Source organism: Paenibacillus pasadenensis, assembly GCF_002864175.1.
Lineage (GTDB): Bacteria > Bacillota > Bacilli > Paenibacillales > Paenibacillaceae > Paenibacillus_O > Paenibacillus_O pasadenensis.
Genome location: NZ_NFEZ01000003.1, coordinates 749,758 through 766,832, shown reverse-complemented (window position 1 = coordinate 766,832; position 17,075 = coordinate 749,758). Strand labels below are relative to the sequence as shown.

Sequence of the window (17,075 nt, the reverse complement as noted above, 5' to 3'; positions counted from 1 at the left end):
ATGCCGATCCGCCTCAAGCTGACGCTTTGGTACAGCGGCATCCTGGCGTTCGTGCTGCTCATCCTGAGCGGCTCGGTGTATGCTTTCCTCTACCACAACACGTATAACGAGATGAAGGGCAAGCTGCAGAATCAAGGCCAGGAGCTGGGGCAGCAGATCGTGCAGAACAGCGTGTTCGATCCCGGCCGGCTGCAGGTGAACCGGTCTTCCTATCTGCAGGACGAGTATTACATCCAGATCTACAATTATCGGACCAGCGAGGGACAGCAGTCTACGGGCCTGGCGCAGCGCAAGCTCGTCTTCCCGTACGAGAAGGACCCTTCCAAGGTCGGCGAGGCGCGCTTCGTCAAGACGGTCGTCTCCGGCAATCCGTTCTACATCTACGAGGTGCCGATCCAGGCGACGAGCACCCAGCAGACGGTCGGCCTGCTGCAGGTCGGGCTGTTCGTCGGCGCGCAGGAGAACCTGCTCCAGCAGCTGCGCACGATTCTCGTGTTCTCGTCGATTATGGGGCTGCTGCTGGCGTTTTCGGTCGGGCTCATCATGGCGCGGCAGGCGCTGCGGCCGATCGAGATCGTCATTCAGGCGGCGGAGCAGATCGACAAAGGCTCCGACCTGCGCATGCGCATCGCCTGGGACGGGCCGAACGACGAGCTCGGGCGGCTGACCGATACGCTCAACGGCATGCTCGGCCGGATGGAGCGCGCCTACAACGAGCTCGACGAGGCGTACGACGCGCAGCGCCGGTTCGTCTCCGACGCCTCGCATGAGCTGCGCACGCCGCTGACGACGATCCGGGGCAACATCGACCTGCTCGAAAAGATGTGGACGCCCGCCCTCGAAGCCGAGGCCGGCCGCTCCGAGCCGATCTCGGAGCAGGAGGCGCTGCGCCAGGAGCTGTCGCGCGAGTCGATGCGCGACATCGGCGACGAGGCTCGGCGCATGAGCCGCCTCGTCAACGACCTGCTCGCGCTCGCCCGCGCCGACGCCGGCTTCGTCATGGAGAAGCAGCCGGTCGAGCTGCTGCCGCTGCTCGAAGACGTCGTGCGGCGCGCCGCGCTGCTGCCGCGCACGGCGCAGTGGCGTCCGGGCGACCTGTCGGCGCTGGAGGGCGTAGGCGTGGTCGGCAACGCGGATTACTTGCGCCAGCTCATGTTCATTTTCATCGAGAACGCGTTCAAGTACACGCCGGAGGGCTTCGTGCGGCTGGAGGCGACGCTGAGCGGCGGCCAGGCGGGCATCCTGATCCGCGATACCGGCCTCGGCATGAGCCCGGAGCAGATCCCGCACATCTTCGAGCGGTTCTACCGCGCGGACGAGTCGCGGGGCGTGACGAGCGGCACCGGCCTCGGCCTGTCGATCGCCAAGTGGATCATCGACGAGCACGGAGGCTCGGTCGAGGTGCATACAAGTCCCGGCGCGGGCACGACGTTCACCGTCTGGCTGCCCGTCGCCTTTTCCGTCCCGGCTAGATAGAGTATACTGGAGACAGCTAGCGCCGCGGGCTCGGGGGATGCCGGATCGGAATTCCGCGAGCGGCGGCAGGGAAGGCAGGTCATCCAAGTGGAAGTTGTCAAAATATCGCCCAGGGGCTACTGCTACGGGGTCGTCGACGCGATGGTGCTGGCGCTGCAGACCGCGCGCAATCTCGACCTCCCGCGCCCTATCTATATTCTCGGCATGATCGTGCACAACGCGCATGTCACGGACGCCTTCAAGGAAGAAGGCATCATCACGCTCGACGGCGAGAATCGCCTGGAAATCCTGGAGCAGGTCGAGTCGGGCACTGTCATCTTCACCGCGCACGGCGTCTCTCCGGAGGTGCGCCGACGCGCCAAGGAGAAGGGGCTGACCGTCGTCGACGCCACCTGTCCGGACGTCACCAAGACGCATGACCTCATCCGCGAGAAGACGGCGGAGGACTACCAGATCATCTATATCGGCAAAAAGAATCATCCCGAGCCGGAAGGCGCCGTCGGCGTCGCGCCGGACCGCGTGCATCTGATCGAGCGCGAGGAGGACATTGAGCGGCTGGACGTGACGGGCGACCGCATCCTCATCACGAACCAGACGACGATGTCGCAGTGGGACATCCGCCATCTCATCTCCCGCCTGCTCGAGAAATTTCCGCATGCGGAGATCCATAACGAGATCTGCCTCGCGACGCAGGTGCGCCAGGAAGCGGTCGCCGACCAGGCGGGCGCGGCGGAGCTGACGATCGTCGTCGGCGATCCGCGCTCCAACAACTCCAACCGGCTCGCGCAGGTGTCGGAGGAGATTTCCGGCGTGCCGGCATACCGGATCGCCGACCTGTCCGAGCTCAAGCTGGAGTGGCTGCAGGGCAAGCAGCGCGTCTCGGTCACGTCCGGCGCCTCGACGCCGACGCCGCTGACGCGCGAGGTGATCCAGTTCCTGGAGCAGTACGACGAGCAGGACCCGGCCACCTGGGAGCTGAAGCGGACGGTCGACATGGCCAAGCTGCTGCCCAAGGTCAAGGTCAAGTCGACCCCATGACCGCCCGGAGAGCAGCGGAAAGGCCGCGGCGGGCGGGACTTCGCGGCTGGCTGGCCGGCATCCGCCGCTGGGCGCGCTTCAAGCTGCTGCAGCTGCTGCGCGCCCCGGGCGGGCCGACCTTCGTCGCGACGGGCTTCGCCGTCGGCTTTTTCTGCGAGATGTTCACGCTGCCGACGTACGGTCTCGCGTTTTTCCTGATCTTCCCGCTCATCTATGTGCTGCGGGGGAGCCTGGCGGGCGCGCTCGTCGGCTTCGTGCTGGGCAAGGTCGTTTACCTGCCGCTCGCTTACCTGCACTCCGTCGTCGGAGGGTGGGTGCTGCCGACGCGGCTCAGCTTCCATCTGCCGCTCATCGGCGAGGAGATCAACCGCATGCTGCTGCTCAACCTCAAGCTGATCGTCGGCGGCATGGTCGACGGGCTGTGGATCGGCGCGGTGCTGTTCATCGCGATGCGCTCCTTGCTGCTTTATCTGGCGGCGCAGCGCAAGGAACGGCGCCGGCTTCGTCGGCGCCCCGGTGCTGCAGCCGAGCCGGACATCGCGCGGGGCTGAGCGGAGCGCTGTCCGCTTGGCGGCCCGCCGATGGCCGCCGCCGGCGCAGGCAGCGTCGCATTTGCAATTCGACTAAGCCGTCCGCGAGCTTCGTGCTCGCGGACGGCTTTTTGCGCGTCACGCCGGTCTTCGGAGTAGCGCGGAAAAACCGAGTAACTCGGGCAGGCAGGTGGCGAACCGGTGGGAGTTACGCGGAAAAACCGAGTAACTCGGGCAGGCGGGGGCCGAACCGGTGGGAGCTGCGCGGAAAAACCGAGTAACTCGGACAGGAGGAGGGCGAACCGGCGGGAGCTGCGCGGAAAAACCGAGTAACTCGGGCAAGCGGGTGGCGAACCGGTGGTAGTTGCGCGGAAAAACCGAGTAACTCGGGCAAGCGGGTGGCGAACCGGCGGGAGCTGCGCGGAAAAACCGAGTAACTCGGGCAAGCGGGTGGCGAATCGGAGGGAGTTACGCGGAAAAACCTAGTAACTCGGGCAGGCGGGTGGCGAACCGGCGGGAGCTGCGCGGAAAAACCGAGTAACTCGGGCAAGCGGGTGGCGAATCGGAGGGAGTTACGCGGAAAAACCGAGTAACTCGGACAGGAGGAGGGCGATGCGCATCAAGTACCTTTTGCCAAGCATGAGTTGGAACTAAGTGGAGCGAAGTAAACGGGGCTCGTGTAGCGACAGCGATTCCTCTGAAGCTGGATTCCTTCCGCTACAGAGGGGCTTACGAATAGCTGTAACCCGATTTAATCGGGTTGGAGCTTGAAGGACGGGCTTGTGGGCCGCTGTAACCCGATTTAATCGGGTTGGAGCTTGAAGGACGGGCTTGAGAGCCGCTGTAACCCGATTTAATCGGGTTGGAGCTTGAAAGGCGAGCTTGTAAGCCGCTGTAACCCTAAGTTTTCGGCATTCAGCTCGATATAGGATTTTTTCTAGGGTTCCGGAGAAATGCGATCAAAGAAATCTGGGGTGCATGGAGAGTATAATGAGTTTCCACTCCGCGTTCGGAGGCAGATTCGGCATTATTCTCTAAACGATCGTATCGGTGAGGTCACGAGAGTTAGTGCTGATGAGCGAGGGCACCGAGCCTATCGTCGAAACCAAAGAGCGAAGCGGACGGGGGCTCGTGGAGAAGCGGCAGCGGTTCCCTTGGAGGCCGGATTCCTTCCGTTTCGGAACAGGGAATCAAAGGAATCTGGGCTCCAGGGAGATCGGAACGAGTCTCCACTCCGCGAAGCGGATGCAGGTTTCGAATGAGCTAGCTCCGCTCCGCGAAGCAGGTGCAGGTTTCGAATGCGCTAGCTCGCAGCGAAGCGGGTGCAGGTTTCGAATGGCCAGCTCCGCGCAAAGCGGCCCATTCAGATCCCGAATCCTGGTCGTCCGCCCCAGTGGTTCGTTTTGAGCGCGGCCTCGTTCATTTTTCGTTCATTTTGATCCCGTAAGATGGTGGAATCAGCCCGGATTGGACGAGGAGAGTGGGAAACGATGAACGGACAAGAGAAGGCGGCGCGGCTGCGCCGCGGCATCGCCGTGGACGGCTGGCTGCTGGCGGCGGTCGCCGCCGCGGTCTTCCTGAACGGATACGGCATCTGGCAGGAGGCCTACGCCAACACGTACTACACGACGGCGGTCGGAAGCATGCTGCAGAGCTGGCACAACTTCTTCTACGGCTCGCTGGACTCGGCCGGGTCGGTGACGGTCGACAAGCCGCCGCTGACCTTCTGGATCCAGGCGGCGTTCGCCTGGGTATTCGGCCTGCAAGGCTGGTCGGTCATCCTGCCGCAAGCGCTGGCGAGCGTCGCGACCGTACCGTTGCTGTTCGCGTGCGTGAAGCCGACGTTCGGCGCAGTGGCGGCGCGTGCGGCCGCCTGGGCGATGGCGCTGACGCCGGTCGCGGTCGCGGTGTCGCGCACGAACAACATCGACGGGATGCTCGTGTTCACGCTCGCGCTAGCGGCCTGGTTCCTGCTGCGCGGCGTCCGCGAAGGACGCGCGGGCAGCCTGCTGGCCGCCTTCGCGCTGATCGGGGCGGGCTTCAACATGAAGATGCTGCAGGCGTACATGGTGCTGCCGGCGTTTTACCTGCTTTATGTGCTGGGCGTGCGGATGAAGGCAAAGGCGAAGTACGGCCTGCTGGCCGGCTGCACGGCTCTGATGCTGCTGATCTCGGTCTCGTGGGCGGTTGTCGTCGACGCGGTGCCGGCGGACAAGCGGCCGTACGTCGGCAGCAGCGAGACGAACTCTGTGCTGGAGCTGGCGTTCGGCTACAACGGCATCTCCCGCCTGACCGGCGACCGCGGCGGAGCTGGCGGTCCAGGGGGACAGGGCAGCTTCCCCGGCGCGATTTCGCCGGACGGCACGATGCAGGACGCAACCGGGCAGGACTCGGCAGGCGGCTTCGGCCAAGGCGCGGCGGGTGGCGATGGGGCTCGCGGGAATGCAGCCGGCAGGCCGGGCGCGGCTGGCGGCGCAGGCACAGACTCCGGAGCAGAGCGGCCGGAGGGCGGAGGCGCAGGAAGATTCGCTGCCGGAGGCTTCGGTTCCGCCGAAGGCAGGACGTTCGGCGATGGCGGAGGCCGGATGGGCGGCGGAGGCGGCATGTTCAATACGGGCGAGGCGGGGCCGCTGCGCCTGTTCCAGCAGTCGCTGTCCGGCCAGGCCAGCTGGCTGCTGCCGCTGGCGCTGCTGTCGGCGCTCGTCCTGCTCTTTCCGCTGCGCCTCCGCAGCCTGACGGCAGCGCAGAAAGAGACGCTGTTCTGGCTGGCGTGGCTGCTGCCGGCAGCGGCATTTTTCAGCGTCGCAGGCTTTTTCCACTCGTATTATCTCATCATGCTGGCGCCGCCGATCGCCGCGCTGGCAGGCGCCGGAGCGTGGACCCTATGGGTCCGCTATCGCGAGGGGGCGGGCTGGCAGTCCTGGCTGCTGCCGGCCTCGATCGCCGCGACCGCGCTGTTCCAGTGGTACATCCTGCAAGCCTACGAATCCACGATCGGGCTCGGCTGGTCGATCGCCGTCGCCGGTCTCGGCCTGCTCGGCGCGCTCTTGCTCGGCGCGACCGCGACAGCGGGAAGAGACCGCCGCTCCGTCCGCTGGATCGCGGCAGCCGGGCTGGCCGTGCTGCTGATCGGCCCGGCCTACTGGTCGGCGACGCCGATCGTGTACGGGCAGAACGCGATGATTCCGGCCGCCGGACCGGACTCCGGCATGGGCGGCTTCGGCGGGGCGATGTCCGGCCGAGCTGCGGCCGGGATGGCCGGCGGTTTCCCCGGCGGATTGCCCGGCGAAATGCCGGCCGCGGGGGGACCGGGCGGCGCCCAAGGCAATGGCGCGGATGACGGCGCAGGCGGCGGCTGGAGCGGGGGAGCTCCAGGCGGAGGGCAAAGCGGCAGGGCCGGCGGCGCGGCGAATCCGCAGGCGCAGGGCGGCATGGGCGGCATGGGCGGCATGGGCATCATGGGAGGCATGATGCCCGGCTCGTTCTTCGGAGGAGGTCGCGGCGAGGCGGCTGCGGTCGATCCTGGCCTGCTCGCGTACTTGCGGGACAACCAGACGACGGACTACCTGCTTGCCGTATCCGACTACGGAACGGCGGCCCCTTACATTGTCGGCGAAGGCGAGAAGGTCGTCATCCTGCACGGCTTTCAAAACTCCGATCCGGTCTACGACGAACAGAAGCTCGAAGCGCTCGTCCGTTCGGGCAAGGTGAAGTATTTCCTCGTCGGAGGCGGAGGCTTCGGGGGCGGCGGACGCGGCGGCAGCAACGGCGGCAGCGGCAGCGATCTGAATGCCTGGATCGCCGAGCACGGCAAGGCGGTCGATCCGTCCGCCTACGGCTCCTCCGCGAGCGGAGCGGCGACGCTGTATGAAGTGACGCTCGATTAGCGGCAGGCGGCCGCTTTTCGTGCGAGGAGCGGGCCGCCTGCTCTGGAAGGGCGTCTTGACAGAGGGAGCGGAATCGCGTATATTTACTTTAGCAAATAAAAGCATAAAAGCTTAAAAGCGAACAAGTGCGAAAGTCTTGTCCGAATGCATAGCGCCACCTTATCCGAACCCCGAAGGAGAGAACCATCCATGATCGTCATCACTCAGCCATCCGTCACCGACGAGCGCATCGCCGAGATTGTCGCCCAGATCGAGCAGGCCGGCGTCACGGCCCATGTGTCGAGAGGAACGGACCGCACCGTCATCGGCATCATCGGCCAGGCCGCGCCGACGCTCGCCGAGCATCTGCGCCAGCTCAAGGGCGTCGAGAACGTCATCAAGATCTCCAAGTCCTACAAGCTTGCGAGCCGCGACTTCCATCCGGAGGATACGGTCATCGACATCAAGGGCGTCCGCATCGGCGGGGATAATCTGGTCATCATGGGCGGTCCGTGCGCCGTGGAGTCGGCGGCCCAGATCGACGAGATCGCCCGCCTCGTCAAGGCGGCCGGAGGCCAGGTGCTGCGCGGAGGCGCGTTCAAGCCGCGTACGGGACCGTACAGCTTCCAGGGCGTCGGCGTCGAAGGACTGCAGATGATGCGCGAGGCGGGCGAAAAGCACGGCCTGCTCACGATCACCGAGGTGATGACGCCGGAGTACGTGGACATCTGCGCGGAGCATGCCGACATCCTGCAGGTCGGCACGCGCAACATGCAGAACTTCGACCTGCTGCGCAAGCTCGGCACGATCCAGACGCCGGTGCTGCTCAAGCGCGGCTTCAGCAGCACCTACGACGAATTCCTCAACGCGGCCGAGTACATCCTCGCCGGAGGCAACCCCAACGTCATGCTGTGCGAGCGCGGCATCCGCACGTTCGAGACGTACACGCGCAATACGCTCGACCTGTCGGCGATACCGGTGCTGCAAGGGCTGAGCCACCTGCCCGTCATCTCCGATCCGAGCCACGGCACGGGGCGGCGCGAGCTCGTCGAGCCGATGGCCAAGGCGTCGGTCGCCGCCGGCGCGAACGGGCTCATCATCGAGATGCATACCGATCCGGACAACTCGATGACCGGAGACGGCGTCCAGTCGCTCTTCCCCGACCAGTTCGCCGGCCTGCTCAAGGATCTCGAGCGCCTCGCCCCGATCGTCGGCAAGAAATTTGACACGAAAAAGGAGCAGCCCGAGGCGTTCGCCGTCTGGCAGCGCTGAACGGAGCTTTTCGAGGAGAGAGAAAGAAAGCGTTTTCGCATAAATATGTAGAGAGACGAATAACGACAGGCTCCGCATTCGCTCCTATTGTTCGTGAACATCCGTAAAACCTTGGATTCTCAGGGATTTACGGATGTTCGTGCGGAAAGGCGGTTCGCAATGTGAATATTGTATAAATGTTGTGAGTAATGCTTACACTTGTGCCAAAAATACCTTACATAGCTATTGACGGTGTTAATCGAGAGTTTTATAATTACTTCAAGGTTTAGGGTCAAAGTTGAACAATTTGGGCTCCAATCAATGCTAACGTTCGGAAATGGAGGAAATTTCAGATGTCAGTTCAAGGTGTTTTGGACAAAATCAAAGAAAACAGCATCCAGTTTGTCGATTTCCGTTTTGTGGATCTTGCCGGCCGCGCTCACCACATCACCCTTCCTGCGACGGAAGTGGATGGTGACACGTTCGTCAACGGCGTAGCGTTCGACGGTTCCTCGATTCCGGGCTTCCGCGGCATCGAAGAGTCCGACATGGTCATGATGCCGGATACGGAATCCGTCTTCATCGATCCTTTCACGGACCATCCGACGCTCAACGTGATGTGCAACATCCACACGCCTGACGGCGAGCGCTACGATCGCGATCCGCGCAGCATCGCCCAAAAAGCGGAAGAATACCTCCAATCCTCCGGCGTTGGCACGGCGGCATTCTTTGCCCCAGAGTCCGAATTCTTCATCTTTGACGACGTGCGCTACGAGAGCTCCATGAACACCTCCTTCTACTCGGTCGACTCCGAGGAAGCGGCTTGGAACACGAACCGCAAGGAAGAGGGCGGAAACCTCGGCTTCAAGGTCGGCGTAAAAGGCGGCTACGTGCCGGTGGCGCCGGTCGACTCCCAGCAGGACATCCGCAGCGAGATGGTCCGCCTGATGCAAGAAGCGGGCCTGCGCGTCGAGCGCCATCACCACGAAGTGGCGACGGCCGGCCAAGCGGAGATCAACTTCCGCTTCGACACGCTGACCAAAACGGCTGACAACCTGCTGCTGTACAAATACCTCGTGCACAACACGGCTCGCCAGTACGGCAAGGTCGCGACGTTCATGCCGAAGCCGCTCTTCGGCGACAACGGCAGCGGCATGCACGTCCACCAGTCGATCTTCAACGGCGACAGCCCGCTGTTCTACGAAAAAGGCGCTTATGCCAACCTGAGCCAGATGGCGCTGCACTACATCGGCGGCATCCTGCACCACGCTCCGGCGCTGATCGCCCTGACGAACCCGAGCACGAACTCCTTCAAGCGCCTGGTTCCAGGCTACGAAGCTCCGGTCAACCTCGTGTTCTCCAAAGGCAACCGTTCCGCCGCGGTGCGCATTCCGGTCGCAGCGGTCACGCCGAAAGGCTGCCGCATCGAGTTCCGCACGCCGGACTCCACGGCCAACCCGTACCTCGCGTTCGCCGCGATGCTGCTTGCCGGCCTGGACGGCATCCAGCGCAAGATCGACCCGACGGCTCTCGGCTACGGTCCGTACGACAAAAACATCTACGAGCTGTCCGACGAAGAGAAAAAAGAGATCCGCAGCGTTCCTGGAACGCTGGACGAGGCTCTGGACGCTCTCGAGGCCGACTCCGCGTTCCTCACCGAAAGCGGCGTCTTCAGCCAGGACTTCATCGACAACTATGTGGCCTTCAAGCGTCAAGAAGCCAAAGCCGTCGCGATTCGTGTCCATCCGCACGAGTACGGCCTCTACTTCGACTGCTAGTCGGAACGCACTCATACCTTCAAGGCTCCCTGGTTCAGGGAGCCTTGTTTTCATGCGAGGAGCGGCGAGGCATAGTTCTAGCCTAAATCCGAATGATGTCGGGTCTTTTCCCGGTCAGCATTCGCGAATTTGCCCTTGAAGGATGAACTCAAACTTGTTAAGATACTCATAACTTTACTGGAGCGTTTCGTTCCAGCGACAGAGACAGGGGTGCGAGAGCGTGACGAAGAGAGCCTACAATTTCAATGCCGGTCCGGCGGCGCTGCCGCTTGAAGTGCTGCGGCAGGCACAGGAGCAGTTCGTCGACTACAACGGAGCGGGCATGTCCATCATGGAGATGTCCCACCGCAGCAAGGCGTTCGAGGGCGTCAACGACAACACGGAACGCCTCGTGCGCGAGCTGTTCGGCGTGCCGGACGGCTACAGCGTCATGCTGCTCCAGGGCGGAGCGAGCACCCAGTTCGCGATGGTGCCGATGAACCTGCTTGCGGACGGCAAGACGGCCGCCTACGTAAACAGCGGCAGCTGGGCCAAAAAAGCGATCAAGGAAGCGAAGCTGATCGGAGAGACGCGCGTCGTCGCCACGTCCGAGGACGCGCGCTTCACCCGCATGCCGGACCTCGCCTCGGTGGAGCTGCCGGACAATGCGGCCTACCTGCATCTGACGTCCAACGAGACGATCGAGGGCACCCAGCTCGCTTCCTTCCCGAGCACGGGAGCGGTTCCTCTCATCGCGGACATGTCGAGCGACATCATGTCGCGTCCGCTCGACATCGCCTCGTTCGGCATGATTTATGCCGGCGCGCAGAAGAACCTCGGCCCGTCCGGCGTCACGCTCGTCATCGCCCGCGACGACCTGCTGGAGCCGAGCCGTCCCGGCGTGCCGACGATGCTCCGCTACGATACGCATGCCAAGTCCAAGTCGCTTTACAATACGCCGCCTTCCTTCGCGGTCTACATGGTCGGCCTCGTGCTGGAGTGGATCCGCGGCAAGGGCGGGCTGGCCGAGATCGACCGCCTCAACCGCGAGAAGACGGGCCTCATCTACAGAGCCATCGACGGCAGCGGCGGGTTCTATCGCGGCGTAGCGGAGTCCGGCAGCCGCTCGCTCATGAACGTCACGTTCCGCTTGACGAGCGAGGAGCTGGAGAAGAAGTTCATCCAGGAGTCCGAGCGGGCCGGCTTCGTCGGCCTCAAGGGCCATCGCGACGTCGGCGGCCTGCGGGCTTCGACCTACAACGCGGTGCCGCTCGAGAGCTGCCGGGCGCTTGCCGAGTTCATGGCCGAATTCCAGCGTAAAAACGGCTGAAGCGGAACGCGCCGCTTGGCCTGAAGCAGCAGCGCCCTTGCCGGAGATGCCGGCAAGGGCGCTGCTTTTTGGGGCGAGAAGGCGGGGAGCGATGCCCTTGAACAGGTTCGCGAGCACGCTCTAGCACGCTCTAGGCCAGCGCGCTCCTCCGATCGTTCGGTCCGGGGCCGGTGAGCTTGTATCCGACGTTGCGCACGGTCATAATGAATTCCGGGGAACGGGCGCTGCGCTCGATCTTGTCCCGCAGATGGCTGATATGCACGTCGACGATGCGGGTATCGCCGAGGAAGTGGTAGTCCCACACGCCCTGGAGCAGCTGCTGGCGGCTCAGCACCTTGCCGCGGTGCCGGCAAAGGAAGGCGAGCAGCTCGAATTCCTTCGGGGTCAGCTCGATCGCCGCGCCGTTCAAGTGAACCTCGCGGCGGCCGAGATCGACGCGCAGCGGGCCAATCTCGTAATGGATCTCTTCCATCTGTCCGGGCTGCGCCTGCACGCGCCGCAGGACGGCCTGGATCCGCGAGATCAGCTCCTGCGGACTGAACGGCTTGGTCATGTAATCGTCCGCGCCGTTGTCGAGCCCGGCGATGCGGTCGGTGACGTCCTGCATCGCCGTCAGCATGACGATCGGAACGGCGTTGCCGCGCCGGCGCAGCTCGCGGCATACCTCGATGCCGTCCATCTTGGGCAGCATCAGGTCGAGCACGATCAGATCGGGACGGAACGGCTTGAGCATATCGAACACGGCCAAGCCGTCGTGGACGGAGCGGACTTCAAAGCCGGCAAGGTTGAGATTGAATTCCAGAAGCATGGAGATGGAAGGCTCGTCATCAACAATGAGAACTTTTTTTTTCGTCACCTTGGTCGGTCTCCTTTTCCAGGTTCTTTAATTCAGAATAAAGCGTTACCTTCAGAAAGGAATTAATGGCGCGTAAAAGGAATGTAAAAGCGTAAACGAAAGGATGCATGAAAGCCATGGCTTTTCATATCGTACTCGTCGAGCCGGAGATTCCGGCCAATACCGGCAATATCGCCCGCACCTGCGCGGCGACAGGCGCCCATCTGCATCTCGTCCGCCCGCTGGGCTTCCAGACGGACGACCGGACGCTGAAGCGCGCCGGCCTCGACTACTGGCACGCGGTCCGCGTGTCCTACTACGATTCGTTCCAGGAGGTGCAAGAGCGGTTCGCGGAAGGGCGGTTCTTTTTCGCCTCGACCAAGGCGAGCCATCGCTATGATAAGGTCGCATATCGCGACGGTGACCTGCTCGTATTCGGCAAGGAGACGAAGGGGTTGCCGCCGGAGCTGATCGAGGCCAACCGCGAGACGGCGATCCGCATGCCGATGACGGGCGACGTGAGATCGATGAATCTGTCCAATTCAGCCGCTGTCATTTTGTTCGAGGCGCTGCGCCAGAACGGGTTTCCGGGGATGGACTGAGCTTCGGAGAAGAGAACCGCTTTCCGGACCATCCAAACGAAGTCCATTTTGCCAAGAGTTGGACTATATTAAGAAATAAGGCGATTGCGGAAGGATTCTGATCGCGCAAAGCGAACAACAGGGGAATAGACATCCAATAGCCCTGAGACTGCAAGGTCCGCCGAGGGTTGGTTGTGACTAGATTTTCAGACATAAGGAGAGAATACAACCGATGAAACCGGCCGGAGTCGTGCGCAAAGTCGATCAGCTGGGACGAATCGTCCTGCCCAAATCGCTGCGCAAACGCTATCAAATGAATGAAGGCGATCCCGTGGAGATCCTCGTGCAAGGGGATCACATCATTCTCGAGCGCTATCGTCCCCGCTGCGTCTTTTGCGGATCGATGGAAGAGGTAAGGGAGTTCAAGGAACGGTTCCTGTGCGCGGAGTGCATGGGACAGATGCTGCAGCTGCGACGCTGAGCCGTTGCAGAGGCGGAGCACGCGCAAGAAAAAGGCCAGGCTGGCCGGAGAGATCCGGGCTGCCTGGCCTTTGTTGTTCGTCGTATTGCAGTGCCGAGCCGAAGCCTTTTTACAGGCCTTTGGTCTTGTCGTCGTTGTACGCCGCGGTGAGCATCGCCGTCAGGAAGAGCAGCGAGACCAGCACGACCACGATAAACGGTAAGGACATATGTAGCACCTCCGTACGAATTGTCTTCATTATACCCAACTGGGGAAAAAAAGAAAACGATTCAAGTTGTGAACAGAATGTGTCAGTCGCGATGGCGGTATTGGCCCGGCGAGCAGCCGGAATGCTTCTTGAACACTTTGCTGAAATATTTCTCGTCCGTATAGCCGACCTGGGCGGCGACGTCGCTGACGCGCAGCTCCGACGAGGACAGCAGCTTGCGGGCCTTGTCCATGCGCAGGCTCTCGACATGCTCGCTCAGCGTCTGGCCGGTCTCCTGCTTGAAGCGCCGGCTCACATGCTCGCGGCTGAGGAAAAAGCGCGAAGCCAGCGCCTGCAAGCTCAAGTCTTCCTCCAAATGCGAAGCGATATACGAGCTCATCTCGTCGATGATGCTGCGTTCCTGGCGGATGCTGCGCAGCAGCGCGTCGAGCCAGTCGAGCAGCAGGAGGCGCCATTCCTTCTCCGTCTCGTCGAGCAGCAGCCGGCCCTGGTCGCTGAACACCAGCGGCAGCTCCTGGTCGCGCAGCGTATCGATCTCGTACTCCTGCTCGATGCGGCTGCGGATGACGCCCATCTGCGTCTCCCACGCGCGGACGGAGGCCGGCGTGACGACGCCGTGGCTGCGGACGAGGCGGAACCAATTGCCGAGCGCGGAGGTCGCCTCGGCGGCGTTGCGCACTTGAATCGACAGGCGCAGCGCGTCGCCGAGCGCCGACAGGTTCGGGAGCGCCGCGCCTGCCGCCGCCGGAATGCCGCCGCGATGGATGCGCAGCTCCGGCGTCAGCAGATTGCGCTGGGAGAGCGCGATCCGAGCTTGCTTGACGGACTGCCAGGCGGCGGACGCCCGCTCTTCCTTGCCGCCGATGCCGGCATGCAGCTCCGCCTTGAGCGTCATCGACACCGCCTCGATCAGCAGGCGGACGCGCTCCTCCAGCAGGTCGAAGCGGTCCCAGAACAGGGCGATCAGCTCGTCGGGCGCCTCGGAGCTGCGGAACGCGTAGCCGCAGCGCCACTCCGAGCGCAGCAGGTCGTTCAGCACGTTGACGATTGCAAAATCGAGCAGCTCCCGGTCGCCGCGGAAGCGGCGCAGCAGCTTGTCCGGGATCGGGTACAGGCTGAGCAGCACCGCTTGCATCGGCGCCTGGTCGGGAAAGCCGGAAAACTCGGCCTTCAGCTGCACGGCGGCCGCCTCGGCCTCCTGGGAGCCGGCGAGCAGCCGGCCGAACAGATGGCTCCAGTACACGGGCTTGTACTGGTTCAGCGCGATGCCGCTCTCGACCTGGCGCTGCTTTTCCCTCGTCTCGCTCCGATGCTCCTCGAGCGCGCGCTGCACCGCCTCGTTCAGCTGGTCGGGGTCGATCGGCTTCAAAATATAGTCTCGGCCGCCGTACTTCATCGTCTTGCGGACGTACTCGAAGTCGTTGTAGCCGCTGATGGCGATCACCTTGGCTTCCGGATGATGCGTGCTGGTCCACTCCATGAAGCGGATGCCGTCCGTGATCGGCATATGGATGTCGGTCAGGATGAGCATCGGATTGTGTTCATCCATGAGCATTTTGGCGGCTTCGCCGTTGTCCGCCTCGAGCACGCGCTCGAAGCCGAGTCCTTGCCAGTCGACAAGCAGCTTCGCCGCATCGCGCGCGTGGCTCTCGTCGTCGACGATCAATACGTTCATGGGGACACCTCGCTGGTCTGGGATGGAAGCTGATCGGGCAGCAGGAGCGTGACGGAGAAGCCGCCGAGCGGCTCCAGTCCGGAATCGAGCCTCATCGAGGCTTCCTCGCCGCAGTGAAGGGCGAGCCGCGCCGCGACGTTGGCGAGTCCGATGTGCTCGCCGATCGAGGCGCTCTCGTCATCGACGCCGAGCAGGCTCGCGCGCAGCGCCTGCAGCCGCTCCGGCTTGACGCCGGGACCGTTGTCGGCGATCTCGATCCGGATCCGGCCGTCCTCGCGGAAGCAGCGGATCGATACATGGACTTCTCCGCCGGACGGATCGAAGGCATGCTTGAATACATTCTCTACGATCGGCTGGATGACCATGCGCGGCAGCGGCGCCTCGCCGACTCCTTCGTCCATCGCGATCTCGTAGGTGAGCTTGTCGTCGAAGCGATGGCGCTGCAGCTCCAGATAGGAGCGGGCATGGTCGATTTCCTGGGAAATAGCGACAAATTCCTCGGCCGTATTCATCGAGTACCGCATCATCTTGCCCAATTGCATGATGAGCTTGTACAGGTCGGGAACGCCGCGCTTGAGCGCGGTCGTGCCGATCGACTGCAGCGCGTTGTACAGGAAATGCGGATGCACCTGCGCCTGAAGCGCCTTGAGCTGGTTCGTCTTGTTGGCCAGCTCGAGCTTGTACTCGCGCAGGACGAGGTTGTTGATCGTCTCCATCATCATGCGGAACCGCCGGGCGAGCTGGCCGATCTCGTCGGCCTGGCCGAGATGGATGTCGGTCTGCAGCTGGCCGGACTGGATCTGGCTGACGTAGCCGGTCAGCCGCTTGATCGGGCCGGTGATCCAGAACGAGATGAACAGCGCGGCGGCTGCGACGATGAGCAGCGAGCCGATCAGCACGCCGGTGTTGACCTGCGTCACTTGATTCGTCGCCCTTCTCAGCACGGAGTCGGGAATGCGCTTGACGAGCGTCCAGTTGCTGTCCCCCGCCTCGATCTGCTCGTAGATGAACACCGCTTCGTGATCGCCGCCGCCGAGCCGCGTCGAGCGGGCTCCGCCCGGAGCGTCGTGGCCATCCGGCAGCGACGACTGCTCGAGCAGCTCCTGCGCCCACTCGGCATCGAGCTTGAGGCCGAACCGGTCGGAATCGGGACCGTAGATGATGACGCCGGACGGATCGAGCAGGTACACCTCCTCGCCTTGGTCGCGCTGATACAGCTGATCGCAGATCGAGATGATCATCTCGGGCGTGATGTCGAGCGAGAGCGTGCCGATCTGTTTGTCGCTCGGAATTTGCAGGATCGGACGGATGACGGTGATGACGCGCTTCGAGAGGAACGGCGGCGCGGCGCTGATGTTGTAGTTGGTGCTCATATGCAGCGGCCGGATCGAATAGGCGACCCCTTCCGGCAGCGACGTGCCGGGAGCGTTGACGATCTGCTCCATCCGCTTGTACTGGCCCTTGGAGTACAGGTAGCCGCGTTCGGCAAGCGGAGAGTGGAGGTACACCTGGTAGATTTCCTTGACCGACGACGACATGAGCTGCAGGCTGACGAAGATCTGGTTGTCCGTCAGATAGTCGCTCCGTCCGGTCTCGAGCGTGCGGTACAAGGTCGTGTCGGAATAAGGCGCGAGCGAGGTCTGGAAAAAGGAACGGAAATAGTTGTCCAGATTCGTCTTCCCCTGGTAGAGCAGATTGGAATTTTGCCGGATCGTGTCTTCCTCGACGAAGCGGGCCGTCCGCGTATTCGTAATCGTGATGGAGACGAGCATCGGAATGCCGATCGCCAGCAGCAGGAAGACGGCCAGCTTGGTCCGGATGCTGCGCCTCACCCAGTAAAATTTCACGGCAGAGCGCTCCTTTGCCTGCCTTCCGGTCGGGAAGGGCTATCGTTCGATTATAGCGGCAAGCGGCTGCAGCATCAATATTTTACACCTTTCCCGTCATCATCCTCGGTGGGAGGAGGGTCCTTCCGCCTTTATACTTAAGGATAATCAGGCAAGCGGTGGGCATATTTCGACATTCTGCAGGCCAAACTGACTACGAT

12 protein-coding genes are annotated in these 17,075 nt (G+C 62.9%); 9 read left to right on the top strand and 3 right to left on the bottom strand.

The genetic code is table 11. The annotated features are described in order from the left end of the window. The 7 genes from B8V81_RS06905 (at position 1) to serC (ending at position 11,248) form a co-directional block, all read left to right on the top strand. Entirely contained in the window at positions 1-1,476 is a 1,476-nt protein-coding gene (locus tag B8V81_RS06905) for a sensor histidine kinase (protein ID WP_101808027.1), read from the top strand. 87 nt (positions 1,477-1,563) lie between these two features. Further along, positions 1,564-2,514: a 4-hydroxy-3-methylbut-2-enyl diphosphate reductase gene (locus B8V81_RS06900; RefSeq protein ID WP_028599240.1), complete on the top strand. Its 951-nt coding sequence runs from the start codon at positions 1,564-1,566 to the stop codon at positions 2,512-2,514. Beyond that, positions 2,511-3,065, top strand: a complete 555-nt coding sequence (locus B8V81_RS06895; protein ID WP_101808026.1) for a DUF2062 domain-containing protein — start codon at positions 2,511-2,513, stop codon at positions 3,063-3,065. Before B8V81_RS06900 ends, B8V81_RS06895 begins: the two co-directional genes overlap by 4 nt. Positions 3,066-4,534: 1,469 nt before the next feature. Beyond that, a complete protein-coding gene (locus tag B8V81_RS06890; RefSeq protein ID WP_180968392.1) occupies positions 4,535-6,931 on the top strand; it encodes a glycosyltransferase family 39 protein in 2,397 nt (798 codons plus the stop codon). Positions 6,932-7,120: 189 nt separating this feature from the next. Continuing rightward, positions 7,121-8,182 carry a 3-deoxy-7-phosphoheptulonate synthase gene (gene aroF / locus B8V81_RS06885; RefSeq protein ID WP_028599237.1) on the top strand — a complete coding sequence of 354 codons (1,062 nt, stop codon included), beginning with the start codon at positions 7,121-7,123 and terminating at the stop codon, positions 8,180-8,182. Positions 8,183-8,514: 332 nt separating this feature from the next. Beyond that, on the top strand, positions 8,515-9,939 hold the full coding sequence (gene glnA / locus B8V81_RS06880; RefSeq protein WP_101808024.1) for a type I glutamate--ammonia ligase: 1,425 nt from the start codon (positions 8,515-8,517) through the stop codon (positions 9,937-9,939). A gap of 220 nt (positions 9,940-10,159) precedes the next feature. Next, positions 10,160-11,248, top strand: a complete 1,089-nt coding sequence (gene serC / locus B8V81_RS06875; protein WP_101808023.1) for a 3-phosphoserine/phosphohydroxythreonine transaminase — start codon at positions 10,160-10,162, stop codon at positions 11,246-11,248. 130 nt (positions 11,249-11,378) lie between these two features. Here serC and B8V81_RS06870 read toward each other — a convergent pair whose 3' ends face one another. After that, positions 11,379-12,104 (bottom strand): response regulator transcription factor, encoded by a 726-nt coding sequence (locus tag B8V81_RS06870; RefSeq protein ID WP_028599234.1) that lies wholly within the window; start codon positions 12,102-12,104, stop codon positions 11,379-11,381. Positions 12,105-12,220: 116 nt separating this feature from the next. Between B8V81_RS06870 and trmL the strand changes: the two genes are divergently transcribed. Together trmL and B8V81_RS06860 are read left to right on the top strand one after the other, a co-directional pair. Then, entirely contained in the window at positions 12,221-12,685 is a 465-nt protein-coding gene (gene trmL, locus B8V81_RS06865) for a tRNA (uridine(34)/cytosine(34)/5-carboxymethylaminomethyluridine(34)-2'-O)-methyltransferase TrmL (RefSeq protein ID WP_101808240.1), read from the top strand. 211 nt (positions 12,686-12,896) lie between these two features. Continuing rightward, positions 12,897-13,145, top strand: coding sequence for an AbrB/MazE/SpoVT family DNA-binding domain-containing protein (locus tag B8V81_RS06860; protein WP_101808022.1), 249 nt, complete (start codon positions 12,897-12,899; stop codon positions 13,143-13,145). 290 nt (positions 13,146-13,435) lie between these two features. Here B8V81_RS06860 and B8V81_RS06855 read toward each other — a convergent pair whose 3' ends face one another. Together B8V81_RS06855 and B8V81_RS06850 are read right to left on the bottom strand one after the other, a co-directional pair. Further along, complete coding sequence (locus B8V81_RS06855; protein ID WP_028599231.1) at positions 13,436-15,028, bottom strand: helix-turn-helix domain-containing protein; 1,593 nt, start codon at positions 15,026-15,028, stop codon at positions 13,436-13,438. Next, complete coding sequence (locus B8V81_RS06850; protein WP_052333316.1) at positions 15,025-16,875, bottom strand: sensor histidine kinase; 1,851 nt, start codon at positions 16,873-16,875, stop codon at positions 15,025-15,027. Before B8V81_RS06850 ends, B8V81_RS06855 begins: the two co-directional genes overlap by 4 nt. Between the last annotated feature and the right edge of the window lie 200 nt (positions 16,876-17,075).